We start from the raw sequence: 16,978 nt of genomic DNA, 5'->3' as shown, positions 1-16,978 counted from the left end.
CCCCGCTCACGCCGGGGCGCCGGGGCGCCTCGGGCGGCGGCGCGGGGTCTGCTCCGGGCCTGGGTTGGTCACGGCGCCGGGCTGGGCCCGCTCCGGCAGCAGCTGGCGGAGCTGCCAGGCCTGCAGGAACGCGCGTCGCTCCGCGGCGCGCAGCGCGTGCTGGTGCTGGCCCATCATGAACGCCGGCACGACCAGCATGAACAGGGTCGTCAGCGTCAGCGCCGTCATCGTCGCGATCTTCGAGTGCTCGACGGCCTGGGGCAGGATGACCATCGCGCCGCCCGCGAACTCGTACGAGCGGGGCAGGACGCCCGAGTACTCGATCCACGCGGCGGCCAGCACAGCGACGCAGCTGGTCACGACGACGGCAAAGCGGTAGGCCGTCCGGTACGTGAACGAGTTGCCGTACGTGAGGATGACGAGCAGCATCGGCATGAAGAGCAGCGGGCCGAAGCCGCGGCCGATGCACAGGAAGCTGAGCACGTTGAAGACGAAGCCGGCGTAGGCGTACCACTCCGCGGCCGGGCGGTGGACGACGCGCGCGGCGAGGAACTTCATCAGCGCCGCGAGGGCGGTGAAGCCCAGGATGAAGGCGAAGACCTGCCACTCCCGGATGCCCAGCCACACGGCGGCGACCAGCGTCGCGATCGCCGTCGCGAGCAGCTCGGCGCGCATGCCCGCGCGCAGCTGCAGCCGGTGCCGCGCCGCCGCGGCCGCGTCCAGCTCGGCGAGCACCTCCGCCGGCATCTCGCGCGGCGGCTCGGTCAGGACGCGCCGGAGCGTCTCCAGGGCGCGCTCGTTGGACGGATCGAAGGCGAGCGCCTGGCCGACCTCGCTGAGCAGCGCCTTCCGGGCGCCCTCGGCCTCCTTGCCGCCGGCGAGCGCCTCCGTCACGCGCTCCTCGGCCAGCCCCGCGTGCCGCGCCGCGAGGTCGCGGCGGAGCTCCACGTCCTTGTCGCCGTCGAGGAACCGCTCGACCGCCTCGTAGAGCGCGCGGGCGGACGGGTAGCGCTCGGAGGGCTCGCGCCGCGTCGCCGTCACGCAGATCGCGTCGAGCTCGGGCGGCACCTCGCGCTCGGGCGCGCGCACCGACGCCCGCGCGTCGGCGCCGTGGATGAGCGAGTCGAGCATCTCGGTGCGGTCCTTCTTCGGGTGCAGCGGCTTGAGCGTGAGGAGCTCGAAGAGGATCGCGCCGAGCGAGTAGACGTCGCTGCGCACGTCGAGCGTGTCGACGCACCCCTGCGCCTGCTCCGGCGACATGTACCCCAGGGTCCCGAGCACGTCGCCCGGGATGGTCCGCGTGCTCATGGGATCTTCGCCCATGTCGATGGTCTGGAGCGGCGTGTCGATGAGCTTCGCGACGCCCCAGTCGAGCAGGTACACCTCGCCGAAGTCGCCGAGCATGATGTTGGCGGGCTTGAGGTCGCGGTGGAGCACGCCGCGCGAGTGCGCGAAGTCGACGGCGATGCAGACCGACGAGAAGGCGGTGAGCAGCCTGCGGCGCGAGAAGCTCTGGAGCGCCGTCGCGTCGCCCTCGCGGAGCTCGTTCAGGATCCTCGCCAGCGTGAGGCCCCGGAGGCGCTTCATCGTGAAGTACGCCGAGCCCTTGCTGTCCACGCCGAGGTCGTAGACGGGCACGATCGACGGGTGCTCGAGCTGGCCCTGCACCCGGGCCTCGCGGAGGAACCGGTGGCGCAGTGTCGTGTCGCCCTGGTGCTCGGCGCGGATGACCTTCATGGCCACGTCGCGGCCGATGCGGCGGTCCCTGCAGAAGTGGACCTCGCCCATCCCCCCGACGCCGAGCAGCGACCGCATCTCGTAGCGGGGACCGTCGCTGGACAGATCCGTGAGCTCCGCGCGGGCGCGCCCGAGGCTCACGGGGGTGGGGCTCTGGCCGTGCGAATCTCCGCCCTTCCCGCGAGATTTTCGCATCTCGGGGAGCTGCTCGAGCGTCTCGAAATCGTCGTCGAACAGGGCCATGGCGTCCGGGAAGCCAGGCTCGGTCGCGCCGTGCCAGAAAAACCCACACCGGCAGGGATCCGCGTGGCGACCCTCGACCGCCTCGACAGGCGGCAGCGAGCGGCGTTGCGGAGTGCTGGGCTTCCTCGGACGAGAAAATCTCGTATCGGGTGGTCGTGTCAACGGGATGCTGCGTCCGTAGAAGACGGCCGACGCGCAATGCGACGGCCGCGCGCCGCGCACATCCCGTGCGGCCGGGGTGAAGGCGGGGGCCGCTCGCGAAATGAAGGTCGATGTCGGGCGTTCGGCGGTCCTGGCGCGAGTTGTGGTGGCGTCTCCGTCGCGCGGGGGGCGCGATGTGGGGCGCGTCACCGCGCGGGCGATCGCCGGTCGAGGCTCATGCGCTCGATGTGCTCGGCGCGCTCAGCGTGCTCAACGTCCGAGGAGCGCGAGCAGCGTCTTCTTGTTCGTGAGGCCGATGTGGCGCCCGACGGGCTCGCCCTTCTGGAAGGCGACGACCGTCGGCAGACCGCGGATGCCGAAGCGCTGCGCGGCCGCGGGCGACTGGTCGACGTCGAGCTTGACCACCTTGACCTGGCCCGCCGTCTCGGCAGCGATCTCGTCGACGATCGGCGCGAGCCGCTTGCAGGGGGCGCACCACGATGCCGAGAAGTCCACGAGCACCGGCGTGTCCGTCTGCAGGACCTCCTGAGCGAAATTCTGGTCGTTGACTTCGATGACATTGCTGCTGCTGCCCATGGCGCTGTCCTTTCGGTCTTCTCTGGATTGAGCGGGACCTGGCTGCGATGCGCCGGCGCGATGCCGGCCCGATCCTCGACAGCCACGCTCGCTCCAACTGTTATATGCACGGTTTCAGTTTCTGCCAGGGGCGAGGCTTGGCCGCCCGCAGGCGTGGCGCCGTCGCGTGCGTCCGCGGCAGGGGGTCGGGCGCGGCGTCGCCGCGCGGCCAGGCGCCCGAGAGATCAGCCGGCCTTGACCGACGCTGGGCGGCCGAGGTGCTGCGCCCGGAGCGCGATGTCCGCGACGGTCTTCTGCGCGAGGCCGCGCAGCAGCCCTGCGTTGGCCGCCTCCGCGACCTCATCGAACGCCCGCTGGATCCCCGACCCGATCGGGCACCTCGCGTTCGGCTCGCACGGGCTCGGCGCGATGGCGCCTTCCGGCTCGACGGCGGCGTACACCTCGCTCAGCCGGATCTTCTTCGCCGGCCTCGCCAGGCGATAGCCGCCCGAGCGGCCCTCCCGCGCCTCGATGAGCCCGGCCTGCGACAGCCGCGCGAGGATGCGTCGCAGGAAGGCCGGGTTCGTGTTGATGCTCGCCGACAGCGCGTCGCTCGCGCAGCTCTCGTCGGACTGGGCGAGCAGCGCGAGGGCGTGCGTGGCGATGGCGAAGCGACCCGAGGACATCGAACGGCCCCTCGGCCGCTATCTGAGGGCTCCGGGGGCTCCGCTGTCAAGGCGCGGCGGGCGGTCGAGCGTTCGCGCGTTCGCGCGCTCGCGCCTCGGCGCCGGCTCGTTCAGCGCGACCTGGGCGAGGTGCGGATCAGCACGAGGGCGTCTCCCTTGCCGTCCGCGAGGCGCAGCTCGATCGACGCGGGGATGGCCGCCGGGCCGGCGCAGCGGCTGTCGGACACGACGTGCCGCGCCCTGGCGAGCGAGCTCTCCCCCGTCGAGGTGTCGACGAGCCGCAGATCGACGCCCGCGCCGTCGGCGTCGAGCGCCGCGATCACCTCGGCGCACGTGTTGGCCGGGATCGCGAGCGGGAGGATCTTGAGGCGCGCGGCGTCGAGCGCCACCGCCTGCGCGCCGGCCGCCCCCGCGGCGTCGGCGGGGCCGGCGGCGCTCATGCGCCCGAGCAGCCTCGCGGCGGCGAGCGGATGGGCGACGAGCGCCGGCGGGGCCTCGGGCTCCTTGCGGACCTCCACGGCGAACGGGCCGGGCTGCGCCATCGACTCGACGTCGACGCGGGCGGGGCCGCCGCGCCCGCAGGTGAAGAGCGTTGCCCGGGCGCCGCCCCGGGCGCGGCCGAGGAGGGCGTGGCCCTCGCTCCAGAGCTCCGCGAGCACGTCGGCGAGCGGCTTGCCGGCCAGCACGTCGATCCGGGCGCAGCCGGCCGGCAGCTCGATCGGCAGCGTCGTCCGGCTGCCGAGCCGCGCGGCCCCGGTCGACACGCGCGGCGCGCCGTAGCCCCGGCCGGCGAGCGCGCGGCCGTGGTCCGCCCGCGCCTCGGCGAGGTCGCGGCCCTCGGTCACGCGCTCGATCGGCGTGGCGCCGGAGATCTCCGCCTCGGCGCCCGGCTGCGAGCGGCCCACGACCACGGCCACGAGGCCCTGCGTGCCGCGCGAGCGGATCGCGATCGAGAGCTCGACGGAGACCGCAGAGCAGAGGAGCAGCGAGCGATCCTGGCCCCGCTCGCGCGCGCGCGCGACGACCCTGCCGGTCTCGTCCTCCGCGACCACCTCGAGCGAGGCGACCTCGTCGCTCGGGGAGACGAGCACGTCGAGGCAGCGGCCGCCGTCGAGGGTGGCCCCGATCCGGCTCGCGGTCCTGGAGCCGACGGGCAGCGCGACGCGCCGGACGTCGTCCCAGCGCGCGCCGACGGCGGCGCGGCGCGCCCTGATCTTCGCCTCCAGGCCGGGCCACGACTCGAGGCGCCCGCTCTCGTCGCCGGACCTGCCGCGCGCGCCCACGGCGCGGGCGACCGCGTCGGCCGCCTTGACCGGGACGCTCTGCACGCCGACGCTCACCGCCCCGGCGCCCGACATCACGCGCGCCATGATGTAGAGCCTCCGCGGGTGCGGCGGGCAGACGAGGATGGAGGCGCGCGCGTCGGCGGCCTCGTCGGTGGAGAAGGCGCTGCCGTCGTCCTCGAAGGCGAACAGGTCGACGTCGCTGATCGTGGGCGAGACCCGCGCCATCGCGAGCATGCACTCGCCGGCGGGCACCTCGACGAAGGCGCCGAGCCGATCGCCGTCGGACGCCATGTCCGCGCCGATCACCCGGAGCGCGCTCGCGCCCGCCTGCGCTGCGCGCTGCGCGTCCGCGCCGAGGAGGGTGCTGCCGTCGATTCGATCGGGCAGCGCGCGGAGCGTCTCCGGCGCCGGCGCGCCGTGGGAGGCGCTCGCCCCGGCGCGGCACGCGGGCAGGACAGCGAGCGAGGCCGCGAGCGCCCAGGCGGCGCGGGCGGGCGTCGGCGGGGGCGCGGGCGAAGGAAGGGACGCGGGATGTCGGGGGCGCAAGGGCGTGGGCTCGTCGGGGCGGGCGCTCGATCGAGAGAGAAGGTTCTACTTCAGCGCGGGTACGGCATCCAGGGCGCGCCGGCCGCGGCCGCGGCCGTCCACCGCGTCATCCCTCGGCGGCCTCGGCGCAGATCCGTCCGAGCGTCCGGACCGCGTGCTCGCTGAGCTCCGTGAACGGATAGCCGCAGTTCACCCGGATGTAGTTCGAGAAACGGTGCTTGGCCGAGAAGATCGGCCCCGGCGCGACGCTGATGCCGTGCTCGAGCGCGCGCTCGTTCACGTCGAGCGCGCTCGTGCCGGGGGGCAGCTCGACCCAGAGCACGAAGCCGCCGGCGGGGCGCGAGATGCGGGTGCCGGGCGGGAAGTGCTCGGCGATCGCCTCGCTCATGCGCGCGACCTGGGCGGCCAGGCGGCGCCGGAGCGTCCGCAGGTGGTGATCGTACCCGCCGATCTCGAGGAACTCGGCGATGGCCATCTGCGGCAGCGTCGCGGTCGCCACGCTCTGCGCGAACTTGAGCTGCTCGACCTCGTCGAGGAAGCGGCCGGGCGCCGTCCAGCCGACCCGGTAGCCCGGCGCCACCGTCTTCGTGAACGACGAGCAGAGCATCACGAGCCCCTTCTTGTCGAACGCCTTGGCGGGGCGGGGGCGGACGTCGCCGAAGTGCAGGTCGCCGTAGATGTCGTCCTCGATGAGCGGCACCTCGCGGCGCGCGAGCATCGCGACGAGGCGCTCCTTCGCCTCGTCGGGCATGGCGCTGCCGAGGGGGTTGTTGAAGTTCGGGATCGCGAGGCACGCCTTGATGCGGTGGCGGGCCAGCATCTCCTCGAGGACGTCGAGGTCCATGCCGGTGCGGGGGTGCGAGGGGACCTCGAGCGCCTTGATGCCGAGGCTCTCGATGAGCTGGAGGAGCCCGTAGTACGCCGGCGACTCCAGCGCGACCGTGTCGCCCCGGCGGGCGACCGCGCGCAGGCAGAGGTGGAGCGCCTCCATGGCGCCGACCGTCGTCACGATGTCGTCGGGGGAGAGCACGACGCCCCACTCGACCGAGCGCCGGGCGATCTGCCGCCGCAGCGCCGGCAAGCCGGGCGGCGGATCGTACGAGACGCCGGCGCCGCCCGCGCTCCGCGCGATCGCGCTGAGGATCCGGTTCAGCTTGTCGGTCGGCAGGAGCTCCGGGCTCGGGCACGCCGCGCCGAACGGGACGATGTGCGGGTCCCGACACGCCCGGTAGACCTTGGAGACGAGGCTCTTCACGCTGACCCGCGTGGCGGTCGTGCAGGCGCGCGCGGCCCGGGGCTCGGGCAGCGCCGTGCCCCGGCGGGCGCGGACGTAGTGCCCCGACTGCGGGCGCGCCTCGATGAGCCCGCGGTTCTCGAGCTGCATGTACGCCTGCAGCACCGTCGCGACGCTGACCCCCTGCTGCCGGCTGAGCCGCCGCACCGACGGGATCCGGTCGCCCGGCCGCAGCGTGCCGCGCGCGATCAGATCCGCGATGTGCGCGGCCACGCGGTCGTAGAGGTGGGCCTCGTCATCCGCTTCCGCTTCGATGGGCGCCTGCACCTGCACAAGACGAAGTGTACAGCCGGGCGGGCGCTGCGGTACCGGTACAGCTGCCAGGCGTGAGGACCAGCACAGTCGCCTGTTCCGAAAACTGTACCGGCCTCAATTACCGACCGACTGCCTCTGTACCGGTCGCTCGCTTGACCCCACCCTTCAGGCCATGAAATTGACCTCACTTGTTTCGGAGCCGCCATCGCGCCTCCTGGAGGCGTCGCGGATCGATCTGGGGAAGGGGGGCCTGTGGACGCACCGCCTGCGGGGCGGCCCGCTGCGCCTGAGCTGTACAGCCGGCGCGGTCTGGATCACCCGCGAGGGGGAGCCGGAGGACGTGGTGCTGGAGGCCGGCGCCAGCTATGGAGGCGAGGGGCGCGGGCTCCTCGTGGTGGAGGCGCTCGAGCCGGCGCAGATCGCGGTGGCGAGGGGCGAAGCAGCGAAGACGGCGCGCGCGGCGCTGGCGAGGGCGCGGGGGAGCTGGCTGGTGCTGCTCTCGCTCCTCGCGCTGTACGTGATCTGGGGCTCGACGTACCTGGCGGTCTCGGTCGCGCTCGAGACGCTGCCGCCGTTCTTGCTGGCCGGGACGCGCTTCATGACGGCGGGCGCGCTGCTGTACGGCGTGCTCCGGCTGCGCGGCGCCCCTCGCCCGACGCTGCGGCAGTGGGGCGCGGCGGCGCGGGTCGGGGTGCTGCTGCTCGTCTTCGGCAACGGGCTCGTCGTCGTCTCGCAGCAGTGGGTGAGCTCGGGCGTCGCCGCGGTCGTGGTGTCCACGATGCCGCTCTGGCTGGCGCTCTTCGCCACCGCGCGAGGCCGGGGCGCCGCCGGCGGCGCGGCCGCCGGCGCCCCGGAGGTCTCCCGGCGCGAGTGGATCGGGCTCCTCGTCGGGTTCGCGGGCGCGGCGCTGCTCCACCTCGGCGGCGATCTGCGCGCGGCGCACGCCGGGGCCCTGCTCATCTTGCTGGCCCCCGTGTCGTGGGCGCTCGGCTCGCTGTACAGCCGCTCGCTGCCGCTCCCGGAAGGGCCGATGGCTGTCGCGGCGGAGATGCTCGCGGGCGGCGCGGTGATGCTCGGGGTGAGCGCGCTCTCGGGTGAGCACCTCGCGGCGGCGCCCTCGTCGCGGTCGCTCCTCGCGCTCGCCTATCTGGCGGTGTTCGGATCGATCGTGGCCCTCAGCGCGTACACGTACCTGCTCCGGAGCACGCGCCCGGCGATCGCGACGAGCTACGCGTACGTGAACCCGATCGTCGCCATCGCGCTCGGCGTCCTGCTCGGCGGCGAGCGGGCCTCCGCGACGACCTGGGCCGCCGCGGCCATCGTCGGCGCCGGCGTCGTCATCGTCTCGCGGCGCTAGGCGCGCTGCGCTCGCGGACCACCCCGCCCCGCTCCGACGGCGCGTCGCGCCGGCCGCCTTCGCGCCTTGCGCGCGCGCCGTCGACCGTAGGCAATGCGGGGGGCGGCGTGTAGTGTGCGCAGCGAGGAGGCGAGGTAGATGAAGCGAGGGTACCGGCTGCTCGGCTGGGCGCTGCTCCTGTCCGGGGCGCCGTCGGCGTGCAGCGGCGGCCACGTCGGCGCTGCGTCGAGCAACGGGGCGAGCGCGACGTCGGGCGCGAGCGCAGGCGGCGGCGAAGGCGGCGGCGCGGCCACGAGCACCGGGGAGGGCGGCGGCGCGGCGGTGGGCGCCGGCGAAGGCGGCGGGGCGGCGGTCGGCGCGGGCGCGGGCGCGGGGCCGAGCGGCGAGTGCGCGGCGCTCGCGCCCGGCCCCTTCGAGCCGGCGCTGGTCACGGCCGTGTTCAGCGGCAGCGAGGACTTCGCGTTCGACGGCCGGGGCTACCTCGTCGCCAAGCAGGGGTCGAACCTCGTTCGCTTCGACGCCACGGGCAGGACCTCGAACTTCGCGTCACTGCCGGGCCCCCAGGGCCCCGTGCCCGGGCTCCGATACCGGCCCGACGGGACCCTCGTGGCGGCGCTGCCGGCCCGGGGCGCCGTCGTCCAGATCTCGGCGACCGGAAGGGTCGACGACTACGTGACAGGCCTCACGGACCCGAACGGCCTCGCTCCGGACGCGCAGGGCAACGTCTGGGCGACCGACCTCGCGGGCGATCGGGTGATCCGCCTCAACCCCGATGCCACGATCGACGAGATCGCGAGCGGCGCCCCCGAGGTGAGCGAGCCGAACGGAATCGCCTTCGACCCGGCGCGACGGGCGGTTTTCTACACCAACTCCTCTGCCGGCGAGATCCGCAGGATCGACCTGAACAACCCTGGCGAACCTCCGTCGCTCGTGGCGACGGTCGCCTCGTCCGTGCTCGACGGGCTCGTTCTCGATACGTGTGGTCACCTCTACACGGTCGATACCGAGAACCGGACGCTCTATCGGGTGAGGCTCGACGCGGGCGGCGCCGCCCTGGGGGAGGCCGAGCTCCTGGCGCGCTTCCCGACCGGGGTGGCCAATGCGCAGTTCGGAGCGGGCCCGGGGTTCGATGCGAGGACCCTTTACGTCGGAGGCGCAGCCGGCTCGATCTATGCTGTTGCCGTCGGCATCGCCGGCGCGCCGGTCCCCGCGCCGCCAGAAGCGCCGTGATGGACGCTCCTCGGCAGCGCGCTGGAGGGGAGGCTCAGCGGGCGCCTTCCGCGGCCACTTCGCCCTTCTTGAGCTTCTCTTGAAGCTCGCCGAGCTTCCCCGCCGACCGCTCGAGGGCGCGCGCGGCGCCCTCGAGCGCGATCCGCCCGTAACCGATGGCCACCCCTGCCCAGGAGGTGCCCAGCTCGCGCAGCGTCTCGACGAACGGCGGCTTGACCGCCGGCGCCCCGGCGCTGGCGTCCAACGCCTGCGCGTGCCCGGCGCTCCCGTTCACGCTGTTCTCGGCCTTCGGCTCCGTGATGCTCTGGGTCTCACTCATGGTCTGCCTCCCACTTCGGTATGTCCCCCCGCGACGACCGCGGGCGCACAGAAATGATGAATCAAGCGTTGACCCCCGTGCCCCGCGCGTCGCCCGCTCTCGCGGGCTCGCAAGACGCGATGTGCACTGGAGCGAGGGGAGCCCCGCCGCACGGCCGTGCCCGCGAACAGAGCCACCTTGTGGCTTTGTCGGAGGCACAATCGCGACGCCACGACACTGCGACGCGACGCGTTAACTGTCAAGGCCTCATGTCGATTTTGTTGCCGTCGTTTTTCCCTAGGTTGTTTGATGAGGACGCTGCGGCGGCCATCGCGTTCGCTCGGCAGGTCTAGGAAGGGAGTCACCCTATGTCGCTCGCGCGCTGGAACAAGGCCACGCCACCCATGCTGTTGTGGCTTCTCGTGGTGCTGTCGCTGCTCGCCGTTCCGTCGCTCTCGATGGGGCAGGCGCCTGACGCGCCGACGGCGGCGCCTGCCGCGGGCGCGGCGCCATCAGCGCCCGCGGCGAAGGGCGCCGCGGCGCAGGCGCAGGCGCACGGGCCTCCGCCCGATTCGTGGGCTGGACAGCTGGAGATGCTCTCTCGCTGGGTCGATCAGCGCGACGGCTCGGGGGGATGCGAGGAGCGATGTTACGCGCTCGATCGGCTGCGCATCACCGGCGCGGTGGGCGAGGGGCCGCTCCAGTTCGAGCTCTCGGGCGGGGTGCTCACGGACCGCCCCGTGGCCGTGCCGCTCTTCGGGCCGCCGGCGCACCTCCGCATCGAGGCCACGCTCGACGATGGACGCCCCGCGTCGCGCCGCGAGGCCGCGCCGATCAGCTTCGAGGACGACCACTACTACCTCTGGACGGCCGCGCGCCGCTTCGTGCTCCGGGGCACCCTGTGGCTCGAGGGCGACCTCACGCTCCTGGTCGCCGGTCCGCTCAACACGTTCGAGGCCGACATCACCGGCGGGTCCGTCGCCGAGGGCGCGCAGCTCTCGGGGCTCCGCGGGGCGACGCTCCACTTCACGCCCGACGGGGGCGCGGGGTCGCAGAGCGCGGGCCCCACGGTCTTTCAGCTGTCGCGCGCGGTGCGGGTCGGTCGGGAGATCGGCTTCGAGTACCGGCTCGTCATGCGGTCGGGCAGCGACCTGGGCGTCGTGCGCCTTCCGCTCGCGTTCGGGGAGAAGGTGCTCGACGTCGTGGGCGCGAGCGGCTTCCGGGTCGAGGGCGGGGAGCTCGTGCTGCCCACCTCGGGCCGCGCCGCGGAGATGAAGATCTCGGGCACGCTCCCGACGGTCGGCGCCTTCTCGCCCGATCCGCGCTCCGCCTACGAGTGGTGGCTGTTCGAGTCCGACGCGGAGCACCGCCTCACCGTGAAGGGCGACGCGCGCCAGGTCGACGCCGCCGAGTCGCCGATCCCGCGGACCCAGGCGACGTCGCGGCTCCTGCTCGTGCAGCGAGGGCAGCGCGTCGAGGTCGCGGTCGAGCCGCTCTCGGGCGTCGAGGTCCTCGCCGCGGTGGTGCGCGACCACCGCCGCACCCTGGTCCTGACCGAGCGCGGAGACCTCGTGGCCGACGACGCGCTCACCTACGAGAACAACGGCATCGATTACCTGACCTACGCGCCGGGCGGGCGGCCGATCTACCTCGCCACCGACGGGAAGGCCCAGCGGATCATGCACCAGGGCAAGGCCGCGGAGGAGGTCCTCGTGCCGCTGCAGACGGGGAGCCACACGATCCAGGTGCAGTCGCTGGCGCAGGCGGCGGTGCACGCGCTCGGAGGGACCCTGGAGCTGCCGATGCCGAGCTACCCGCTCACCGCGAGCGAGGTGGCGCTGACGGTCGGGCTGCCCGATCGCGTGGTGCCGCTCGCGCTGCTCGGCGGCGACCGCCCCGTGTGGTTCGCGGACGCGGGCGACGCCTTCGCGGTGGCGATCGGCTTCGTGGCCGCGTGGATCGCCGTGCGCCCCGGCGGGGCGACGAGCCGCGGGCGCGTTCGCGCGCTGCGCGCGCTGGGCGGGCTGCTCATGGCGGGCCTGTGGTTCCTGGCGCCCGCCACGTTCGTGGCGCTCGTGGTCGGCATCGCGACGGCCATGGCGGCGTGGCTCGCGGGGCGGCTCCTCGGAGGCCGTGGCCGCGCCGCCGCGATGGTGGTGCTGCTGGGCATGGGCGGTCTGGCGCTCCTGGTCGGGCTCTTCGCCGTCTCGGCGAGGAGCTACAGGGCGGAGCGCTGGAACTCCGCGTACAGCGAGTCGGCGGCGCCGGCGCCCGCCGCCATGCGCAGGGCGAAGGACGACGATCTGGTCAAGGGCGGAGGCGCGCTCGCCCCTGGCGGCGCGGTGCTGGAGGGGGTGACGCCGGTCGCGCTGTCGCTCCCGGACTACGAGCGGTCCGTTCAAGCGCGCCGTGAGCTCGTCACGCGCGAGCGCGCCTTCCGCCCCGTGCTCGTCTACACGACCTCGTCGGCGCTCGTGCCGCTCGTGCTCCTGTGGCTGGCCGGGGTGACGGTGCTCCTCGCCGCGCACCGCGCGCCGCTCATGGCGCTCTACCGGCGCGCGGCCGCGCGCCTCGCGCGCAGGCCCGAGGACGACCTCGCCCAGGGAGAGCCCCCGGCGCCGGTGCGCTGAGGTCGACCGATCGCCATGGCGTGGTCTCCTCGCCTCGCCGCGGCCCTCGCGCTGGTCGCCCTGGTCGCGCTCCGCATCGCACAGCTGAGCCCCCCCGACGTCGTCCCGGCGAGCGCGCCGCCCGAGGTGTTCTCGGCCGAGCGGGCCAGGGCGCACCTCGCGCAGATCGCCGCCGAGCCGCGCCCCACCGGCTCGGCGGGCCACCGGCGGGCGCGCGACTACTTGCTCGGGGAGCTCTCGAAGCTCGGCGTGCAGCCCCAGGTCCAGCGCGCCTCGGTCCTCAGCCGGCAGTGGGGCCTGCCGTACGACGCGGCGCACGTCGAGAACATCGTGGCGCGGCTGCCGGGCGCGGACAGCACCCGGGCGGTCGCGCTCGTCGCGCACTACGACTCGGTGCCCGGCAGCCCGGGCGCCGCCGACGACGGCAGCGGGGTGGCGGCGCTCCTGGAGGCGCTGCGCGCCCTGAAGAGCGTCCCCCCGCTGCGCAACGACGTGCTGCTCCTGTTCACCGACGCGGAGGAGGGAGGCGTCCTCGGCGGCAAGGCGTTCATGGACGAGCACCCGCTGCGCGGCGAGGTGGGGATCGCGCTCAACTTCGACGCCCGCGGGGCCGGCGGCGTGGTCGCGATGTTCGACACCGGGCCCGGCGACGCCTTCCCCGTCCGCGAGCTCGCCAGCGCCGCGGCCTACCCGGTGGCGTCGTCGCTCTTCCCCGAGGTCGCGCGGCGCATGGGCCACAGCACCGATCTCAGCGTCTTCAAGCGGGCCGGGATCCCCGGGCTGAACTTCGCCTTCAGCGACGCCGCCGCGCACTACCACGCCCCGTCCGACACCGTGGGCAACCTCGACCTCCGGAGCGTGCAGCACGCCGGCGACTACGCGCTCTCGCTCGCGCGGCGCTTCGGCGCGCTCGACCTGCGGGATCCCGGGCGCGGGGATGCTGTGTACTTCAACACGTGGGGCGCCCACCTCGTCTCGCACCCGATCGGCTGGACGCTCCCGATCGCCGCGCTGGTCACCTGCCTGTTCGCGGGCGTGGTGCTCCACGCGGCGCGGCGGCGGGCCGCTTCGCCGGGCCGGATCGCCGCGGGGCTGCTCGCCTTCCTGGCGCTGCTCCTCGGCGTCGCCGCGGCCGTGGGCGGGCTCGCGTGGATCCTCCGCAGCGCGCACCCGGCCCTCCGGGTGATGCCGTTCGAGCCGTACAACGCGCCCGCGTACCGGCTCGCGCTCGCGCTCGCCGCGCTCGCGGCCTGCGCGGCGGGCTACCGGTTCTTCCGGCGGCGCCTCGGCGCCTGTGAGCTCGCCCTCGGCGCGCTGCTCCTGTGGCTGTTGCTCCTCGCCGCGGCGAGCCTCTTCATGCCGGGCGCGAGCTTCTACTTCGCCTGGCCGCTCGCGTTCGCCCTGCTCGGGCTCGCGGCGGTGACGATCCGGCGCGGCGACGCCCCGCCCACGCTCGCGGACGCCGCGATCCTCGTCGCGGCCGCGGTGCCGGCGGTCGCGCTCGCCGTGCCCGGCCCGTACCTGTTCTTCGTCGCGCTGGGCCTGCCGAAGGCGGCGGTCCCGGCCCTCGCCGTCGCGCTCGTCTTCGGGCTCTTCCTGCCGCACGCCGAGCTGCTCGGCGGCGGCCGCTCGACGCGGCTCTCGCTCGCGTTCGCCCTCCCGGGCCTCGCGGCGCTCCTCGTCGCCTGCGCCACCACGGGCTTCACCGAGGCGCGGCCCCGGCCGGCGAGCCTCGCCTACGCGGTCGACGCCGCCGCCGGGAAGGCCCACTGGCTCTCGGCCGACCGCGACCTCGACCCGTGGACCGCCGCGTACTTCCCGGACGATCGCGGGCAGGCGCCCTCGTTCGCGGTGCCGTTCGTGCGCGTGACGCGCCAGGCCGAGGCGCCGGCCCTCGCCCTCCCGGCGCCGTCGCTCACGGTGCTCGGTGATGTGCGGCGCGACGGCGTGCGGGCGCTCCGGCTCCGCGTCGCCTCATCCCGGGGAGCCCCCTGGCTGTTCGCCGAGGTGGCGTCCCCGAACCGGGTGATCCGCGCCGAGGTGGACGGGCAGGGCGTGGAGGAGCCGGTGCGCGGGGCCGACGCGAAGCCGGATGTCCGCTGGGGGTTCACCTACATGGGTTTGCCGTCGGGAGGTATCGAGTGGTCGCTGGAGGTCGAGGACTCCGGGCCGATCGAGATCCGGCTGATGGACCAGACCTACGAGCTCCCGGGCGAGCTCGTTCGCGGGCAGAGGCCCAGCGAGCTCATGGGCGTGCCGTACCGCCTCGCCGATTCGACGTTCGTCAGCGGGTCGTTCCGGCCTTAGCACCGGCGGGCTCGCTGAAGCGGGCCCGCCGCCCTCGCTGCGCAGGATAGGTCGAGCGGATCCGTCGAGCCGCTCAGTGGAGCCGCTCAGTGGAGCCGCTCAGTCGACAAAGATGGGCTCGCAGTTCGTGAACGCGAGCGTCGACTGGATGGTGAAGTTCGACTCGCTCGTGTGCCGCTCGGCGTGGAAGAAGTCGAGTGCGTACTCCTGCCCGGGCGTGATCCCCAGCTCGTTCGCCATCGCGTCGAGGTCGAGCCTGTCGTCCTGCGGGCCGTGGAGGCCGCCCAGATCGATGGCGAGCCGGTTGTTGATGAACACCCAGAGATCGTCGTCGCCGGAGAACCTGAACTCCTCGCCGCCGTTGTACACGAACGTCATGTGGAGCTCGAACGTGAAGTGGTAGTTGTGCTGCCTCCCTTCGTTCCCGAAGCCCTGCTCGTCGATCGGGAAGAAGGCCCGGTTCTCGTAGGTGGCAATGCCGTCGGCGCCGACCACGGGCGTGATCGTGAACTGGATCGGCATGTTCACGCCGTCGACGTCGCGGTACCACTGCTTGAACTCGTCTGGCCCGGTCGTGTGCTCGGTGCCCCCCGGGTGCGCATAGACGGGCTTCTGATCCGGGCCCAGCTCGCGCTCGACGATGCCTTTCAGGCCCTGGCCCGTGAACGTCTCGAAGTCGGGGTGCCCCTTGCCGCCGTCGTAGGCGCGGAAGTCGCGCACGATGCCCGTGAGGCTCGCGTTGCACCCGTCGCCGCTGCCGCTGCTGCCGTTCCCGTTGCCCGCGCCCGCCGACACGCCGGACCCGAAGTCGCCGCTGCTCGTGCCCGCGCCAGCGCCAGCGCCGGCGCCGGAGGTGTTGCTGGAGTCGCCCGAGCCCTCGGAGCTTCCCCCGCACGCGACCCCGGCCAGCACCAGCATTGTCGCGAGCGGAGCACACCAGTTCGACTGTAGCGGCCTAAGCATGTGAAGACTCCTTCTGTGGGGGACATCGCGCGTGGTCTGCGCGTCCGTTGTGCGTGGTCTGCGCATGTTTTGCGCGTCGTTCGTGCGCGGCGCGCGGCGCTTCCGGCGGTCGCCGAGGACGCAAGTGAGACAGCAATTCTATCTCGTCGCAATGGCGGTGCGATCCAGAAAATTGCCGCCGTACGCTGGCAGCGCGAGGCCGAAGCGGAGAAAAGTGCAGCTGAGCGACAGCGCCCGAGCGCCGGGGAGGCGCCGAGATGTAGGTCGTTTATCGAGATCCGCCGCCGCAGTGGGCGCCGAGGCGCCGCGACAGCGCGGCCGGGAGCCGCTCGCAGAAACCGTCGCTCCGGGGCAGGGGCTCGCGCCGCGCGGTTTGCCAGAACAGCACCGGGCCGAGCCGGCGCTCGCGCGCGTGCGCCATGAGCGCGGCCATGGCCTTGCCGGTGTAGACCGGCTCCAGCGAGATCCCCTCGGCGGCGAGGGCGTCGCAGGCGGCGAGCGACGCGGGCGTGGGCGAGCCATACCCGCGGCCCAGGTAGCCGTGCACGACGTCGATCGGCGCCGCGGGGGGCACGGGCGCGACGCCCCGCTGCGCGAGCGCGGCGCGGAGCTCGGCGGTGAGGGCGCGGAGGCGGAAGCGCGAGGCGAGGAGGCGCTCGACCACGGCGACGGCGACGACCCGCGACCGCAGGCCGCCGAGCGCGAGCCCGACGGCGAGCCCGGCGGCGGTGCCGCCGGAGCCGAGCGGCACGTAGACGCGCGCGGGCTCGGGGAGCTCGCCGGCCCGGATCTGCGCGCCGAGCTCGAGCGCCGCGCGCGCGGCGCCCACCATGCCGAGCGCCGACGTGGCGCCGAGCGGCACGATCGCCGCGCCGTCGTCGTCCCTCGCGCGGAGCGGCAGGAAGAGCGAAGGGCGCGCGAGCGCGAGCGCGGCGCGCGACGGGTAGAAGCGGATCGAGGCCGGGCCCGAGGCGGTGAACGCGAGGTTGTCGAGCACGCCCCTGGAGAGGTCGGTCCAGAAGAGGTGCGCGTGCACCCTCCGGCCGAGCCGCTGGGCCGCGGCGACGAGCGCAGCCACGTTGCCCGAGCCGATGCCGCCGGCCGCGGACCACGCCGTCGCGGTCGAGAAGGGGGGCGCGGCGAGCACGTAGTCGAGCTTCCGCATCTTCATCCCGCCGTGGAGGGGCTCGCAGAGGTCGTCGCGCTTGACGCCGAGGAACTCGATGCCCAGCGCGGAGGCGAGCCGCGGCAGCGCCGTGACCGGCGAGGGCGCGCCGACCCAGCCGAGCCGGGGAATGTCGTCGATCATCCGGAGGGCGGCTGCGTCGCGCAACGAGGGGGCCTCGTGAAGGGTGTAAGGCGATCGGGCGAGCGGGCAATCGGGCGAGCGGGCAATCCGGAGGTCAGGCGAGCCGGCGATCGGGCCATC

12 protein-coding genes are annotated in these 16,978 nt (G+C 74.0%); 4 read left to right on the top strand and 8 right to left on the bottom strand.

Features of this window, described 5'->3' with window-relative positions; all coding sequences use genetic code 11:
- Positions 1-6: 6 nt before the first annotated feature.
- The 5 genes from POL72_RS09260 to POL72_RS09240 form a co-directional block, all read right to left on the bottom strand.
- Complete coding sequence (locus POL72_RS09260) at positions 7-1,980, bottom strand: serine/threonine protein kinase (protein WP_272094670.1); 1,974 nt, start codon at positions 1,978-1,980, stop codon at positions 7-9.
- A gap of 411 nt (positions 1,981-2,391) precedes the next feature.
- Positions 2,392-2,718 (bottom strand): thioredoxin, encoded by a 327-nt coding sequence (gene trxA / locus POL72_RS09255; protein ID WP_272094669.1) that lies wholly within the window; start codon positions 2,716-2,718, stop codon positions 2,392-2,394.
- A 224-nt stretch (positions 2,719-2,942) separates the two neighbouring features.
- Positions 2,943-3,383: an Rrf2 family transcriptional regulator gene (locus POL72_RS09250; protein WP_272094668.1), complete on the bottom strand. Its 441-nt coding sequence runs from the start codon at positions 3,381-3,383 to the stop codon at positions 2,943-2,945.
- Between the two features lie 110 nt (positions 3,384-3,493).
- On the bottom strand, positions 3,494-5,215 hold the full coding sequence (locus POL72_RS09245; RefSeq protein WP_272094667.1) for a hypothetical protein: 1,722 nt from the start codon (positions 5,213-5,215) through the stop codon (positions 3,494-3,496).
- Positions 5,216-5,321: 106 nt separating this feature from the next.
- Positions 5,322-6,782 carry an aminotransferase-like domain-containing protein gene (locus tag POL72_RS09240; protein WP_272094666.1) on the bottom strand — a complete coding sequence of 487 codons (1,461 nt, stop codon included), beginning with the start codon at positions 6,780-6,782 and terminating at the stop codon, positions 5,322-5,324.
- 154 nt (positions 6,783-6,936) lie between these two features.
- On the opposite strand from POL72_RS09240, the gene yedA reads away from it, so the two are divergent.
- Complete coding sequence (gene yedA, locus POL72_RS09235; protein WP_272094665.1) at positions 6,937-8,121, top strand: drug/metabolite exporter YedA; 1,185 nt, start codon at positions 6,937-6,939, stop codon at positions 8,119-8,121.
- 138 nt (positions 8,122-8,259) lie between these two features.
- Positions 8,260-9,351 (top strand): SMP-30/gluconolactonase/LRE family protein, encoded by a 1,092-nt coding sequence (locus POL72_RS09230; RefSeq protein WP_272094664.1) that lies wholly within the window; start codon positions 8,260-8,262, stop codon positions 9,349-9,351.
- A 34-nt stretch (positions 9,352-9,385) separates the two neighbouring features.
- On the opposite strand, the gene POL72_RS09225 is transcribed toward POL72_RS09230, so the two are convergent.
- Complete coding sequence (locus POL72_RS09225; protein ID WP_272094663.1) at positions 9,386-9,670, bottom strand: hypothetical protein; 285 nt, start codon at positions 9,668-9,670, stop codon at positions 9,386-9,388.
- 383 nt (positions 9,671-10,053) lie between these two features.
- Here POL72_RS09225 and POL72_RS09220 point away from each other — a divergent pair, with 383 nt between their 5' ends.
- Both POL72_RS09220 and POL72_RS09215 read left to right on the top strand, forming a co-directional pair.
- The gene (locus POL72_RS09220) at positions 10,054-12,279 is read left to right on the top strand and encodes a hypothetical protein (RefSeq protein WP_272094662.1); all 2,226 of its coding nucleotides are present in this window, start codon (positions 10,054-10,056) and stop codon (positions 12,277-12,279) included.
- Between the two features lie 15 nt (positions 12,280-12,294).
- Complete coding sequence (locus POL72_RS09215; protein WP_272094660.1) at positions 12,295-14,586, top strand: M20/M25/M40 family metallo-hydrolase; 2,292 nt, start codon at positions 12,295-12,297, stop codon at positions 14,584-14,586.
- 99 nt (positions 14,587-14,685) lie between these two features.
- Here POL72_RS09215 and POL72_RS09210 read toward each other — a convergent pair whose 3' ends face one another.
- Positions 14,686-15,549, bottom strand: a complete 864-nt coding sequence (locus tag POL72_RS09210; RefSeq protein WP_272094659.1) for a fibro-slime domain-containing protein — start codon at positions 15,547-15,549, stop codon at positions 14,686-14,688.
- A 268-nt stretch (positions 15,550-15,817) separates the two neighbouring features.
- The gene (locus POL72_RS09205; protein WP_272094658.1) at positions 15,818-16,882 is read right to left on the bottom strand and encodes a 1-aminocyclopropane-1-carboxylate deaminase/D-cysteine desulfhydrase; all 1,065 of its coding nucleotides are present in this window, start codon (positions 16,880-16,882) and stop codon (positions 15,818-15,820) included.
- Positions 16,883-16,978: the final 96 nt, after the last annotated feature.

Source organism: Sorangium aterium (assembly GCF_028368935.1).
In the GTDB taxonomy this organism is placed as follows: domain Bacteria; phylum Myxococcota_A; class Polyangia; order Polyangiales; family Polyangiaceae; genus Sorangium; species Sorangium atrum.
The sequence above is the reverse complement of the archived record's forward strand: the minus strand, read 5'-3'. Positions and strand labels throughout refer to the sequence as shown.